The organism is Saccharomonospora sp. (assembly GCF_027317685.1).
Lineage (GTDB): Bacteria > Actinomycetota > Actinomycetes > Mycobacteriales > Pseudonocardiaceae > Saccharomonospora.
This window is the reverse complement of sequence record NZ_DAHVQP010000062.1, coordinates 1-13366: the sequence shown is the minus strand read 5'-3', so window position 1 is coordinate 13366 and position 13366 is coordinate 1. Positions and strand designations below refer to the sequence as shown.

Annotated in this window: 11 protein-coding genes and 1 pseudogene; 8 read left to right on the top strand and 4 right to left on the bottom strand. The window is 67.4% G+C overall.

Annotated elements, in window-relative coordinates:
- The 3 genes from M7H19_RS07605 to htpG all read right to left on the bottom strand — a co-directional run.
- The coding region (locus M7H19_RS07605) for an alkaline phosphatase family protein (RefSeq protein WP_298178794.1) at positions 1-822 on the bottom strand (822 nt) is incomplete at its 3' end.
- Positions 819-2435: an alkaline phosphatase D family protein gene (locus M7H19_RS07600; protein WP_298178791.1), complete on the bottom strand. Its 1617-nt coding sequence runs from the start codon at positions 2433-2435 to the stop codon at positions 819-821. The genes M7H19_RS07605 and M7H19_RS07600, both read right to left, overlap by 4 nt.
- A 500-nt stretch (positions 2436-2935) precedes the next feature.
- A complete protein-coding gene (gene htpG, locus M7H19_RS07595) occupies positions 2936-4852 on the bottom strand; it encodes a molecular chaperone HtpG (RefSeq protein WP_298178788.1) in 1917 nt (638 codons plus the stop codon).
- A 152-nt stretch (positions 4853-5004) separates the two neighbouring features.
- Here htpG and M7H19_RS07590 point away from each other — a divergent pair, with 152 nt between their 5' ends.
- Positions 5005-6216, top strand: coding sequence for a C39 family peptidase (locus M7H19_RS07590; protein WP_298178785.1), 1212 nt, complete (start codon positions 5005-5007; stop codon positions 6214-6216).
- A gap of 164 nt (positions 6217-6380) precedes the next feature.
- Here the strand turns inward: M7H19_RS07590 and M7H19_RS07585 are convergent.
- Positions 6381-7130: pseudogene (locus M7H19_RS07585) on the bottom strand (sporulation protein); the annotation flags it as partial.
- Positions 7131-7385: 255 nt separating this feature from the next.
- On the opposite strand from M7H19_RS07585, the gene M7H19_RS07580 reads away from it, so the two are divergent.
- The 7 genes from M7H19_RS07580 to M7H19_RS07550 all read left to right on the top strand — a co-directional run.
- Positions 7386-8240 carry an alpha/beta hydrolase gene (locus tag M7H19_RS07580; RefSeq protein WP_298178783.1) on the top strand — a complete coding sequence of 285 codons (855 nt, stop codon included), beginning with the start codon at positions 7386-7388 and terminating at the stop codon, positions 8238-8240.
- A gap of 234 nt (positions 8241-8474) precedes the next feature.
- Positions 8475-9311 carry a UbiA family prenyltransferase gene (locus M7H19_RS07575; RefSeq protein ID WP_298178781.1) on the top strand — a complete coding sequence of 279 codons (837 nt, stop codon included), beginning with the start codon at positions 8475-8477 and terminating at the stop codon, positions 9309-9311.
- 187 nt (positions 9312-9498) lie between these two features.
- Positions 9499-10119 (top strand): class I SAM-dependent methyltransferase, encoded by a 621-nt coding sequence (locus M7H19_RS07570; RefSeq protein WP_298178778.1) that lies wholly within the window; start codon positions 9499-9501, stop codon positions 10117-10119.
- Entirely contained in the window at positions 10116-11306 is a 1191-nt protein-coding gene (locus M7H19_RS07565; RefSeq protein WP_298178775.1) for an acyl-CoA dehydrogenase family protein, read from the top strand. The genes M7H19_RS07570 and M7H19_RS07565 overlap by 4 nt, the downstream gene beginning before the upstream one ends.
- An 8-nt stretch (positions 11307-11314) precedes the next feature.
- Entirely contained in the window at positions 11315-12370 is a 1056-nt protein-coding gene (locus M7H19_RS07560) for a type III polyketide synthase (protein WP_298178772.1), read from the top strand.
- A 307-nt stretch (positions 12371-12677) separates the two neighbouring features.
- Positions 12678-13109 carry a Fur family transcriptional regulator gene (locus M7H19_RS07555; protein WP_298178769.1) on the top strand — a complete coding sequence of 144 codons (432 nt, stop codon included), beginning with the start codon at positions 12678-12680 and terminating at the stop codon, positions 13107-13109.
- Between the two features lie 2 nt (positions 13110-13111).
- The coding region (locus M7H19_RS07550; protein ID WP_298178767.1) for a catalase at positions 13112-13366 on the top strand (255 nt) is incomplete at its 3' end.

The following is a 13366-nucleotide window of genomic DNA, read 5'->3' as shown; positions in this document are numbered from 1 at the left end:
GTCGGCTTCCAGCACCGGCGTCAACGAGATCACGCGGTGGGTCATCGACCAGTCCATCGAATGGTCGGCGAGGACGAGCAGCACGCTCGTGTCCCACCGGTGTGTGCGTTTGAGGAACGCCACGAATCGGGCCAGTTGCGTGTCGGTGGACCGGAGCGCGGCGGTGCGGGCGGCGCGCAGTGTCGTGCCCGTCAGGTCGGCGTGGCCCAGTCTGTCCACGTCCCCGAGGTTCGTGAACACGAAGTCCGGATCGGTCTTCGACACCGTGGCCATGAGCGCGGTGACGGTGGCGACGTCGGGTGCGTGGTCGCTGATCGGGATGACGGGGAACGGTTCCCAGCGCACGGTGGCCCGTTCACCGACGATCCCGTACAGGTACTCCTTGCTGAGCACGCTCGCCGTGATCAGGCCCTGCTCCCGCAGCCGTTCCAGCAGCGTGGGCGCGCGCAGGTCCTCGGCGGTGTCGAGTGTACGCACCTTACCGAGGTCCGGATCGTAGACCGAGTTCGCCGGGACACCGGTCCGATCCGGACGCATCCCGGTGATCATCATGGCGTGGTTGGGCAGTGTCTCCATCACCGGCAGCGACCGCGCCGCCGGGAACGCCGTGCCCTCCTCCCGCAGCCGATACAGCGTCGGTGTGATCGCCGGGGTGATCTCGTCGGGCCGGAGGCCGTCCACCACGAGCACGTACACGCGGATTCGGGGATGGACCGCGGCGAACGCGGCCGGTCCCAGAGTGGACAGCACGACCGCGGCCGAGGTGCCCGTGGCCACACGCAGGAATCGCCGGCGGCTCACTCCGCTGGTGTGGTCGTTCATCGCAGGATCTCCTCGGTGCGCGTCACCCGCTGGGTCCCGGCCGCCACCCGGTAGGACATGACGCGGCGTGCCGAGCTCTCCGGGTCGGCGCGGTCGTCGAGGGCGTACCAGTCCATGTGCACCGCGCTCGGCGACACCTCCAGCACCGAGTAGCCGTGCGAGTCGAAGTCGAGGTACTTCACGTGCGGGTTGCTCACCCGGATGGCGGCCTCGACGGCCAGTGACAGGGTCCGTGGTCTCACGCCGAGAATGTCGTCGAGGTTGTCGCTGGTCACCGAGGTGCAGACCAATTCCACGCCCACGGAGTTACGGTTGAGAGGGTAGGTGAGCGGGTTGGCGGGCAGCTCGCACGCCCAGCCGGAGTGAATGTCCCCGGTGAGGAACACCGTGTCGCGCACACCGTGGTCCCGCAACGCCGAGAACACGGCCGCGCGGTCGGCGGTGTAGCCGTCCCACTGGTCCACGTTGTACGGAATCCCTTCGATGGGCCCGATCAGCTCGGTGAGCGCGCGGAATTCACGGGTCGACAGGGTGGAGGGGAAACGCACCGGCGCGATCATCACCGAGTTGCCGATGAGTTTCCACTGCGCCGAGGACGTCACCAGGCCATCGATGAGCCAGCGCAGTTGTTCCTCCCCCGCGATGGTGCGATCCGGGTCGTGCTGGCCCCGGTCGAACGGATGAGCCACCTGCTCACTGCGGTAAGTGCGCAGATCGAGCATGGACAGTTCCGCAAGCCCGCCGAAACCGATCCTTCGGTAGAGATGACCGCCGGGTTCGTAGCGGACGGGCATCCACTCGGCATACGCCTGTTGGGAGGCGGCACGCCGCTCGACCCAGGTGCCCTCGTCGGGTTCGGTGTGGTTCTCAGCGCCGCCCGACCAGGCGTTGTTAGCGGATTCGTGGTCGTCCCAGGTCGCCACGAACGGCACTCGCGCGTGCAGCGCTGCCAGGTGGGGGTCGGTCTTGTACTGCGCATGCCTGCGCCGGTAATGCGCGAGCGTGGTCATCTCCACGGCGGGTTCGTGAGCCCGGACCGCGCCGCCGTCCGACGGCACCCCGTATTCGTAGAGGTAGTCACCGAGATGAACGACGAGATCGAGGTCGTCGCGTTCGGCGAGATGCCGGTAGGCGGCGAAATAACCTTCCTGCCAGTTGGAACAGGAGACCACGCCCATGCGCACCCGCGTGACAGCGGCGCCCACGGCAGGCGCGGTGCGGGTACGTCCGACGGGAGACACGGCGCTGCCGTGGCGGAAGCGATACCAGTACCAGGTCGCGGGAGCGAGTCCTGTGACGTCGGCCTTCACGGTGTGGTCCCGGTGAGGGCCGGTGCGGACGCTGCCTCGCGCGACGATCTCGGTGAACGCCTCGTCCCGGGACATCTCCCAGACCACGGTGATCTCAGGGCCGAGCCCCGATCCCGGCTGCGCCTCGCGCGTAGGTGTCACACGCGTCCACAGCAGCACCCCGTCGGGTAGCGGATCACCGGAGGCGACGCCGTGCGCGAACGGGACGTGCTCGGCCACGGCCGCGGGAGCGGCGACCACGCCGAGACCTGCCGCCGCCGCGAACGCGCCACCGGCGCGTAGGACGTGGCGACGAGTCAGCACGTTGTGCTCCGACCGAAGAGGACGGTCGGGAGAAGACGAGGTTTCGTTCACGCCGAAGCAGCGTGCCGCACTCGCGACGTTTTGTCACTACCAGCCAGTAACCGTTCAGCTAAATTTCAGCTGAGCGGGAAACATCCGCTCCCCGCTCGACTCGATCGGGAGCACACCGACAAGGTCGCCGGCGCCCCCGAGAAGTGGCATCCTTCGCGACCGGAACACACTCGATAAGAAGCCCCGACCTTGTCGTTCGCCAGACGATACGGGGAAAGACAACGGACACCGGCTCTCCGAAATGGAGAGTCCAGGACGAAGAAGCCCTCCATAGGCCGCGCTGGACGAACCGAGCGAAGTCCTACCCTAGGAAAGCGGGAAAGCCGCGTTCCGAAGGGCCGAGGCGTTGCACTACACCCGTAGTGGCCGATGGAGGCGCCGTTTCGTCGACACGACGTGGCCGGGCCCCATCGACACGAGCGGGACCCGGCCACGTCGGAAAGTGAGCGCTACAACGATCCGGCCAGCCTGTTCGACAGCAGCGTGGTGAACCGCTGCGGGTCGGGCAGCTCACCGCCCTCGGCCAACAGCGCCATTCCGTAGAGCAACTCGGCCGTCTCGGCCAACGCCGTCGTGTCACCACTGGCAGCGTGCGCGTCGCGCAACCCGGTCACCAGGGCATGGTCGGGGTTGAGTTCCAGGATGCGTTTGGCCACCGGCACGTCCTGACCCGCTTGCTGATACATCTTCACCAAGGCGGGCGGAAGGTCGTAGGTGTCGCCGACGAGACACGCCGGCGAGGTGGTGAGCCGGTTCGACAACCGCACTTCCTTGACGTGCTCGGACAACGTCTTGCCCATCCACTCCCGCAGCGCGGCGAAACTCTCCTCGTCGGCCTTCCCTGACTCGTCGGCATCGTCGGCGTCGTCGAGATCGACCTGCCCCTTGGCGATCGACTGGAAGGTCTTGCCCTCGTACTCGCCTACCTGCTCGACCCAGAACTCGTCGATCGGGTCGGTGAGGATCAGCACTTCGAGGCCCTTCGCGCGGAACGCCTCCATGTGCGGCGAGTTCTCGATGACCGACCGCGACGTCCCCGTGAGGTAGTAGATATGCTCCTGGTCGTCCTTGGCGCGGTCGAGGTAGTCGCGCAGGGTCGTCGTCTCCTCGGCGTGGTGGGTGGAGGCGAACGACGCGATGTCGAGGATCGCCTTGCGGTTGTCCGGGTCCTCGACCAGTCCCTCCTTGACCACCCGACCGAACTCACGCCAGAAGGTGTCGTAGCGGCCCCGGTCGTCGGTCATCATCTCCTTGATCGAGCCGAGCACCTTCTTCACCAGGCGGCGCCGCATGAGCTGGATGTGACGGTCCTGCTGGAGGATCTCGCGCGAGACGTTGAGCGACAGGTCCTGCGCGTCCACCACGCCCTTGACGAAGCGCAGGTAATCAGGGATCAACGCCTCGCAGTTGTCCATGATGAACACGCGCTTGACATAGAGCTGCACACCGCGTTTGGCGTCGCGGTAGTACAGGTCCATCGGCGCACGCGAAGGCAGGAACAACAGCGCCTGGTACTCGAACGTGCCCTCCGCCTTCACGGAGATGGTCCGCAGCGGATCGAGCCAGTCGTGGCTGATGTGCTTGTAGAACTCGCGGTACTCCTCGTCGGAGACCTCGTCCTTCGGCCGCGCCCACAGCGCCTTGCGGGAGTTGATGGTCTCCCACTGGCGGGCCGTCTTGCCGTCCTCGGTCTTCTCGGTCTCCAACCGGATGGGCCAGGTGACGAAGTCGGAGTGCCGACGCACGATCTCCCGCAGCGTGTGCTCGGCGGTGTAGTCGTGCAGCTGGTCCTCGGCGTCCTCGGGCTTGAGGTGGAGGGTCACGGCGGTGCCGTGGGGCTCGACGCCGCCCTCGGTGATCGTCTCGACCGTGTAGGTGCCGGTGCCGTCGGACGACCATCGGGTCGTCTCGGCCTCCCCGGCCTTCCTAGTCACCAACGTGACGGTGTCGGCCACCATGAACGCCGAATAGAAGCCGACACCGAACTGCCCGATGAGCTCGCCAGAGGTAACGCCGTCGGTGTTCTTGGCCTCGCGCAGTTTCTGGATCAGCTCGGCGGTCCCCGACTTCGCGATCGTGCCGATGAGGCCCACCACCTCGTCGCGTGACATGCCGATGCCGTTGTCCCGCACCGTCAACGTCCTCGCGACGCGATCCACCTCCAGATCGATGTGCAGATCATCGAGCTCGACGTCGAGGTCCTTGTTCTGGAACGCCTCCAAGCGCAGCTTGTCCAAGGCGTCCGAGGCGTTCGAGATCAGCTCACGCAGGAACACATCCTTGTTCGAATAGATGGAGTGAACCATCAACTGCAGGAGCTGGCGTGCCTCCGCCTGGAACTCGTACGTCTCGGTCTGAGCAGTCACTCACGTCTCCTCGCCAGAAACCGAAAGGGCTCGTGGGCCGCGAACGCGGCCACGGCCCGAGTATCTCGCGTCGGCGTGACCGGGAGCATGCTGCCCCGGACCACCCGGAAAGAGGTTTACAGAACCGGAATACATGATGAAGATCACTCGCCATGCGCAGGAGTCTGCTGTCGTTCGCCCTCGCCGTCGCGGTCACCGCGACCCTGGCCCCTCCCGTCGCGGCGAGCACGGAGGCGATCGACTATCACGAGTGGTCCGGCGTCACGGCCTTCCGGGACGGGGAGGCCGACGGCGTACGCGCCACCGGGCGCGGGTTGAGGTTGACCCGACCGGCGGGCACGGAGGACGGCGTCGAATACGGAACGTGGACCTCGCCGTGGTACGAACCCGGGTTCGACGCCACCGAACTGATCGCGTCGTGGAACGCCACCACGCCCGAGGGCACCTGGTTGACGGTCGAGGCGAGCGCTCGTACCGACTCCGGCGAGCACACGGCGTGGTACGTCCTCGGGAAATGGGCGTTCGGTGACGGCGACATCGAGCGCACCACTGTGGCCGGGCAGAGCGACGAGCACGCCGCCGTCTACGTGGACACCCTCGCCTCGGCCGACGGCGTGGAGTTCCGGTCGTACCGACTGCGGGTCACCCTCCACCGCGTCGAGTCCTCCTCGGCCACGCCTCTGGTGCGTTCGGTCGGGGCCATGACGTCGAACGTTCCCGACCGCTTCGAGGTCCCGATCTCCGAGCCCGGCGTGGCCCGTGGGATCGAACTACCCGTTCCGCGTTACGCGCAGAATCTACATTCCGGCAACTATCCCGAGTACGGCGGAGGCGGACAGAACTGGTGCAGCCCCACGTCGACGGAGATGGTGATCGAGTACTGGGGCCGCGGCCCGAGCCGAAGCGAGTTGTCCTGGCTGCCCGACGACTACGTCGCCCCCACTGTGGCACACGCCGCCCGACACACCTACGACTACTCCTACGAGGGCACCGGCAACTGGCCGTTCAACACCGCCTACGCCGCGCACTACGGGTTGAGTGGCCACGTCACGCGCCTGCACTCGCTGGCCGAACTCGAACGCTACGTGGCCAGGGGCATTCCGGTGGTCACGTCCGTGTCGTTCCTCGAAAGCGAGCTCGACGGAGCCGGGTACGGCACCAACGGACATCTCATGGTGGTGATCGGGTTCACCGCCGAGGGCGACGTCATCGTCAACGATCCCGCCTCGAACACCAACGAGGGCGTACGCAACGTGTACCGGCGCGAGCAATTCGAGACCGTGTGGCAGCGCACGCAACGTCACACCGCCGACGGCGGCGTGGCCGGCGGCCCCGGCGGGGTCGTCTACGTGATTCATCCCTGACCACCGCGCACGAAGAAACCGTGGGTGTCTTCGGCCGGATCACTCGACGCTTCGCGAAAGCTTCCCGCCGACACACCCACGTGGCATCCCCGGACACCGAAACGACCGTCCCCGGTATCCCCTTGCCGGGGCAGGACGTTCTCCTACCGAGAAGTCCTCCGCACCAACCACTCGTTGACCGCGGCGACCCAGTCGTAGTTCACGGCGTCGGCGTGGGGGCGCGAGAAACGACCGTAGACATCCCGGCCCTCGCGGAACAGTCCCCCGCGCTTGTCGGCCTCCAGCACGATGTGGAGGTCGCTCGGCGTGGCGACGAACGTCAGCTCCACCTCGTTGACCCGCCCCGCGAAGGCAGGTGGCGGGAAGAACTCCAGCTCCTGGAAGAAGCGCAACTGCTGTGGGACCCCACGCAACCGTCCCATCTCGACGTCCGCGCTGCGGAACTGGAACCCGAGCCTGCCGAACGCGTCGAGCACCGCGTTCTGCGACGGCAGCGGGTACACGTGCACCGGGTCGAGGTCGCCCTTGTCCGGCGCTCCGGCGATGACCAGGTCGGTGCACACGCCCACGGTCATGCCCGGCAGGAACCTGTCCCCCACCGCGGTGATCGGCGTCTCCCACGGCAACACAAGCTGGAAGGGAATGACGACGAGCTGCTCGGCGGGGACCCACACCCCTTGTTGCGCCACCACTCGGGAGAACTCGGCCGTGCTCTTGAACTCGTGGTCGCCGGTCTCCATCTCGACACGGGTCACCAGCGACAGGGCGACCTCACCGATCTGCGCATCGTTGCTCCCGCCCTGGATCCGCACCTGTCCGGTGATCACCTGTCCTGGTAGGGCGTGCGGGTTATCCAGCACCGTGTCGACGGACGGACCCCCGACACCGAACGCGCTGAGTAACCGTTTGAACATGAGCGGCTTCCTCCCTAGGGCCGACCAGACGCGCGTTAATCCTTCTGCGCCTCAACCGAACACACTGCGCAACAGAATGGCGGGGCACAGCATATCGGCCCCGAGACAGGCATCACTCACGACCATGATCATGAACTGTTCGCGCACGCTATCGGTACTTTCGCCGGTTCTCCGCTCGAATCGGTGGCGGCCTGGTACACCGCTGCCTACCGTACGCACACCAACAGGATTCCTGACTCAAGGAGGTGCCGCGGAATGGCAGGACTGATGCGGCGGGTCGTCGCCGCGACGACCGGAATGGTCGTCGCCGCGCTACTCGCGCCCAGCGCGGCCGGCGCGACAACCACCGACGCAGAAATCACGCAGACCGGCGGAACCGGACCGTACCCCGCGGGCTACGAAACGGTGCGCGACCTGCCGGACCACACCGTCTACCGGCCGAACACACTGCCCACCGACGAGACGTTGCCGATCGTCGCGTGGGGCAACGGTGCGTGCCGGGCGGACGGAACCTGGTTCGAGAATATCCTCACCGAATTCGCCTCGCACGGTTTCCTGGTGATCGCCAACGGCGAACCGGACGGCTCGGGGCGGACGTCGTCGGACATGCTTATCGACGCGGTCGACTGGGCCATCGCGGAGAACTCGGACCCGACCAGTGAGTTCCACCGCCGGATCGACACCGACAACATCGCGGTGACGGGCCAGTCCTGTGGCGGCCTGGAAACCATGGAGGTCGCCGACGATCCACGTATCACCACGACCGTGATGTGGAACAGCGGGATCATCAACCCGCTCGACAAACTGCAGTTGCGACGTCTGCACGCCCCCATCGCCTACTTCGTCGGCGGTCCGTCCGACATCGCCTACGACAACGCCATGGACGACTGGGAGCGACTGCCGTCCGGACTGCCCGCGTTCATGGGCAACCTGGACGTCGGCCACTTCGGCACCTTCGCCGAACCCAACGGCGGCGAGTTCGGACGTGTCGGATCGAACTGGCTGAAATGGCAGTTGAAGGGCGATGCCACCGCCCGCGCGGAGTTCGTCGGCGCCGACTGTGGCCTGTGCTCGACCGAATGGGACGTGCAGCAGAAGAACCTGTCCTGATCGATTTCTGAACGCGTGATCCCGGTGGGCTCTTCAGCCTGCCGGGGCTCTTTTCGTTCCTGTTTCCCCCTGGGGCTTCGTCTGACACGTGTTCGACAACCCCTGCCGTATAGGGCGTTATACATTTTGTGGTCGTCGCCCGGACACACTGACGGGTGAACACATGACCACGCACAACCCGGATTCGCCGTCGGTCGATGGCCGAGGAGGCCCGACCGTGTCAGACTTCCTTCCGTGCGGAGAACCGGGGCGCGTGTGTTCGCTTTGGTCCGCGCGAGCCACCCGGAACCCACCGTGGCGGTCACCGCGGTCGCCATAGGGCTGGCGGTGAGCACCGGACGCGACGGCTTCGGTGTGGCAGCGGTGGCAGTGGCGGTCCTGTCTGGCCAGCTGTCGGTCGGCTGGCTCAACGACTACCTCGACGCGGACCGGGACAGCACGGTCGGGCGTACGGACAAGCCCGTGGTGACCCGCGCTGTCTCGCAACGCGCCGTGGCGGTGGCGACCCTCGTGGCAGCGATCGTGTGTGTGCCCGCCTCACTCGCGTCCGGAGTGACTGCGGGTGTGGTGCACCTACTGGCCGTGGCGTCGGGGTGGGCCTACAACCTCGGCGTGAAGTCGACCCCGTTCTCGGTGCTGCCCTACGCGATCTCCTTCGGGCTACTCCCCGCGTTCGTGGTACTCGGTCTACCCGACGTCTCGACTCCGCCCTGGTGGCTTCCGGCGGCCGGTGCGCTGCTCGGCGCGGGAGCGCATTTCACCAACGTCCTCCCCGACCTCCCAGACGACGCAGCCACGGGTGTACGCGGGCTTCCACATCGACTCGGTGCCGCTGGGAGCCGGGTCGCGGCCGCCGCCTTGTTGCTGGCCGCCTCGGTCGTCCTCGCCGCGGCCGCGCCGGTCGACCCGCTCGTGGCGGTCTGTGTTCCGGTCCTGGCGGCGCTGGTATTGGCGGCCGGGTTTCTCGCCGGATGTCGGGACGGTTCCCGCGCGCCGTTCCGAGCGGTACTGGTCGTGGCCGTGCTCGACGTGGCCTTGTTGCTCGCGTCCGGTCACGCGGTCGTGGCATAGGAATTCACCGTGACGGTTTCGGTGGTCGGCTGGTGTCGCGACAATCGGTCACACTGCACGAGTGGTTGCCATACAGGGCGTTCAGTCACAACGATGTCTCCGCAGCGGTTCCTCCGGCCGCCGCAACGATCCGGCACAGTACGACGATCTCGCGGCGGAATGGTGGTGCCCACGAGGAAAGTTCGCGATGCTGCACTGGCTGGCCGCTGCCCGCGCCGACCTGGTGCCACCGGCTTCTCGGCCCGGCGCGGTCCTGGTCGACCTCGGTTGCGGCGCGGGACTGCTGGGCCCGCACCTGAGCGGCAAGGGCTACCGCCACATCGGGGTCGACCTCACCGAATCCGCTCTGGCGCAGGCCGCCGAACACGGAGTGACCGCCGTTCGCGGAGATGTGTCGCACGTGCCCCTGGCCGATGGCTGCGCCGATGTGGTCAGTGCCGGAGAGATCCTCGAACACGTGGCCGATTTCCGCGCGGCGGTCGGTGAGGCCTGCCGATTACTCCGGCCCGGCGGGCTGTTGGTGATCGACACACTGGCCGCGACAGCGGTGGGACGATTCCTCGCGGTGACGGTGGCCGAGCGACTCCCCGGCGGCCCACCGCCCGGTATCCACGACCCCGCTCTGTTCGTCGATCGCTCCGCGCTCGTCCAGACGTGCGCCGAACACGGGGTGGCCCTTCGGCTACGTGGGATTCGTCCCTCTCTGGCCGACCTGGTGCGCTGGTTCGCCGGACGCACCGAGCGGGTGCGGATGAAGCCGGTGCCGACCACGGCGGTTCTGTTCCAAGCGGTAGGACGGCGCGGATGACGAGGACGGAACAACAGGACGCCCTCACCGCGGCGAGGAAGCTGGCCCCGGTGCTGGCACGCCGCGCCGCCGAACACGACGAGTCCGGGGCGTTTCCCCGGGCCGACTTCGACGACCTGCATGCCGCGGGGCTGTTGGGCCTGATGGCGCCAACCCGGCTCGGCGGTACCGGGGCTCGCTTCGCCGACTACACCGATGTCGCCATCGAGCTCGCTACCGGTTCGGGCGCCACCGCCCTGATCTTCAACATGCACGCCTCCGTGACCGGGGCGTTGGCCCACGTGCCCGACGACGTGGCCCGCACACTGGGAGCTCCGGACAGCTACTTCGTCACCCGTGACCGCATCCTGGCCGAGGCTTCCGCCGGCGCGCTGTACGCCGTGGCCATGAGCGAGCGCGGTGCGGGTTCCCGACTGTCCCAGTTGACGACCCGCTACGAGCGGAGAGACGGCGGTTTCCGGATCGTCGGTTCGAAGGCGTTCGTGTCCGGAGCCGGGCATGCTGATGCCTACCTCGTGGCGGCGAAGTCCTCCGAGCCGGGCGCCGACGGCGGGCCGGTCGTGTCGTACTTCCTGGTTCCGGCGGGTGACGGCGTGACCGTGGAGCCCACCTGGAACTCGTTGGGCATGCGCGCGACCGGCAGCCACGACCTCCACCTGGACGTCACGGTCCCCGCCGACGCTCTGCTCGGTGGTGTGGAGGGGATCACGCTGCTTTTGGCGCAGGTCATGCCGCACTGGTTGGTGGCCTCCTATGCCGCGGTCTACGTCGGGGTGGCCCGGTCCGCGATCGACACCGCCTCGACGTATCTCGAAGAACGGGGGTTGACGCACCTGCCCGCCGTGCGGGCACGGATCGGACGGGCCGACGCAGAGGTGGCAGCGGCTCGTCTCACCGTCGCCGAGGCCGCACGCCGAGTCGACGCCGATCCCGCCGCGCTGGACACGCGTCGCTGGGTGTGGCGCGCGAAGCTGCTGGCCGGGGACACGGCGGCGCGGGTCGCCGCAAGCATGCTGGAGGCCGCGGGCACGTCGGCCACCCGGCGCGGTCACGACCTGGAGCGCATCTTCCGCGACGCACGATGTGGCGCACTACAGCCTCCTCCGTCAGACGTCTGTGCCGACTGGCTCGGAGTCGCCGGGCTGGGCGGCGATCCGGAACGGGACACGGCAGTCCCACGATGGTGAGCCCCGCGATGACGAGTACCGCCCACATCACCGGATTCGGTATCGCCACACCCGATCCCGTTGACCAGGACACGCTGTGGGACGAGTACTTCGCACACCACTTCGCTGACGTCCGAGTCGCACGACGGTTGTTCCACGGATCCCAGGTACGCCGACGACACGCCATGGTGAATCCCGTACTCGAGGACGTGTCGACGTGGTCCACAGGTACTCGGATGCGACGTTACGAACGAGAAGCGCCCCCGCTCGGATCAGCCGCGGTCTCGGCCGCTCTAGCGGACAGCGGACTGTCACCGACCGACATCGGCCTGTTCGCGGTCGCTTCCTGTACCGGGTACGCCACTCCGGGGCTGGACATCCGACTGGCCGCCGAGCTCGGTCTGTCCGCCGACGCGCAACGGCTGATGATCGGGCACATGGGCTGCTACGCCGCATTGCCCGGACTCGGCGCGGTCACCGACTTCGTACTGGCTCGGGCCAGGCCGGCCGTGCTGCTGTGCCTGGAACTGACCTCCCTGCACGTGCAACCTCCCACTCAGGACGTGGACCAGGTGGTGGCGCATTCGTTGTTCAGCGACGCGGCGGCCGCCGTGGTCGTGCAGCCGGAACCCGTTCGTGCCCGAGGCGCGCTCAAGGTGGTGGACGTCACGGCGCTGACGGACCCGGCCACCTCGGACCACATGACCTGGAATGTCACCGACCTGGGATTTCGTATGGGGCTCTCACCCCGGGTTCCCGAGGTACTCGCTCACCACGTCGCCCCGACGATCACAGGCCTGCTCGATCGGCACGGTCTGACCACGACCGATGTGGACGCCTGGGCCGTGCATCCCGGTGGTCCCCGCATTCTGGACACCGTGGCCCACGCGTTGGAGCTGCCCGCGGACGCTCTCCTGACCTCGCAGCGTGTCCTGGCCGAGCACGGTAACTGCTCCTCGGCCACAGTGCTTCTCGTACTGCACGCGCTGCACGCCGCCGGGCGGCCACGCCCCGGAGGGTACGGGGTCGCGATGGCCTTCGGCCCCGGGCTGACCCTTTACGCCGCACTGGTCCGAGCGACCTGACAAGTCCCCCACGACAGCTTCCACCGGGAAGGCCCCGTCGGGTCGTGTGGATGCATGACGCGCCGCCGACGAGGGAAACCTCGGCGCACCAGCGTGCCCGGCGGCGAACGACGCCCCTTCTTGCCGCGACGAGCGGTTGTGACGAGCGCCATGTCGATCCAGGATCGATCCAGGGGCGCTCCAAGTCGGCCCCCCGCCGGCCGGTCCCCGAAGAGGCCGAGACCGGAAGCGCCGACGTGTCCGGATTCACCTTTCTAGAAGGGCTCGCTTTCTTGAATCATTCCAGAAAACATGGTTGCATGAATGCGTGCCGATCTCCCACCACGACAGGTTGCGCCAGGCGGGGCTGCGAGTGACCGCTCCCCGCCTGGCGGTACTCGCCGAGGTCGAAGCCGTCCCCCATGCCGATGCGGACACCATTCGCCATGGCGTGTTCGGTCGGTTGGGGGCGGTATCGACCCAAGCGGTGTACGACATCCTGCGCACGCTCACCGAGGCCGGAATCCTCCGGCGCACCGAGCCCGCGGGGTCGCCGAGCCTGTACGAGGTGGCCACAGGCGACAACCACCACCATCTCGTCTGCCGCTCATGCGGCGATGTCGTCGACGTGCCGTGCGCTACCGGGGAGTCCCCCTGTCTGCACGCAAGCGACGACCACGACTTCCTCGTCGACACCGCCGAGGTCATCTACTGGGGCTACTGCCCCGACTGTCTGTCCGAGTCCGAATCCAACTCATGAACATGAAGGAGAGCGACTTGTCCGAGCTTCAGGGTCACGCGCCTACCTCGAACAACGACACGGGTTCCACGCTCGACTCCGGCGCTCCCGCCGTCAGCGACCGCAACTCGCTGAGCGTGGGCAGCAACGGACCGCTGCTGCTGCACGACGTCCGGCTGGTCGAGACCCTCGCGCACTTCAACCGCGAGCGGGTGCCCGAGCGTAACCCGCACGCCAAGGGTGCCGGTGCGTTCGGTGTCTTCGAGACCACCGAGGAC

What these genes read in the sequence shown, in the direction of transcription:
- M7H19_RS07590 (WP_298178785.1), top strand. Translation starts at nt 5,005, where the DNA reads ATGCGCAGGAGTCTGCTGTCGTTCGCCCTCGCCGTCGCGGTCACCGCG.
- M7H19_RS07580 (WP_298178783.1), top strand. Translation starts at nt 7,386, where the DNA reads ATGGCAGGACTGATGCGGCGGGTCGTCGCCGCGACGACCGGAATGGTC.
- M7H19_RS07570 (WP_298178778.1), top strand. Translation starts at nt 9,499, where the DNA reads ATGCTGCACTGGCTGGCCGCTGCCCGCGCCGACCTGGTGCCACCGGCT.
- M7H19_RS07565 (WP_298178775.1), top strand. Translation starts at nt 10,116, where the DNA reads ATGACGAGGACGGAACAACAGGACGCCCTCACCGCGGCGAGGAAGCTG.
- M7H19_RS07560 (WP_298178772.1), top strand. Translation starts at nt 11,315, where the DNA reads ATGACGAGTACCGCCCACATCACCGGATTCGGTATCGCCACACCCGAT.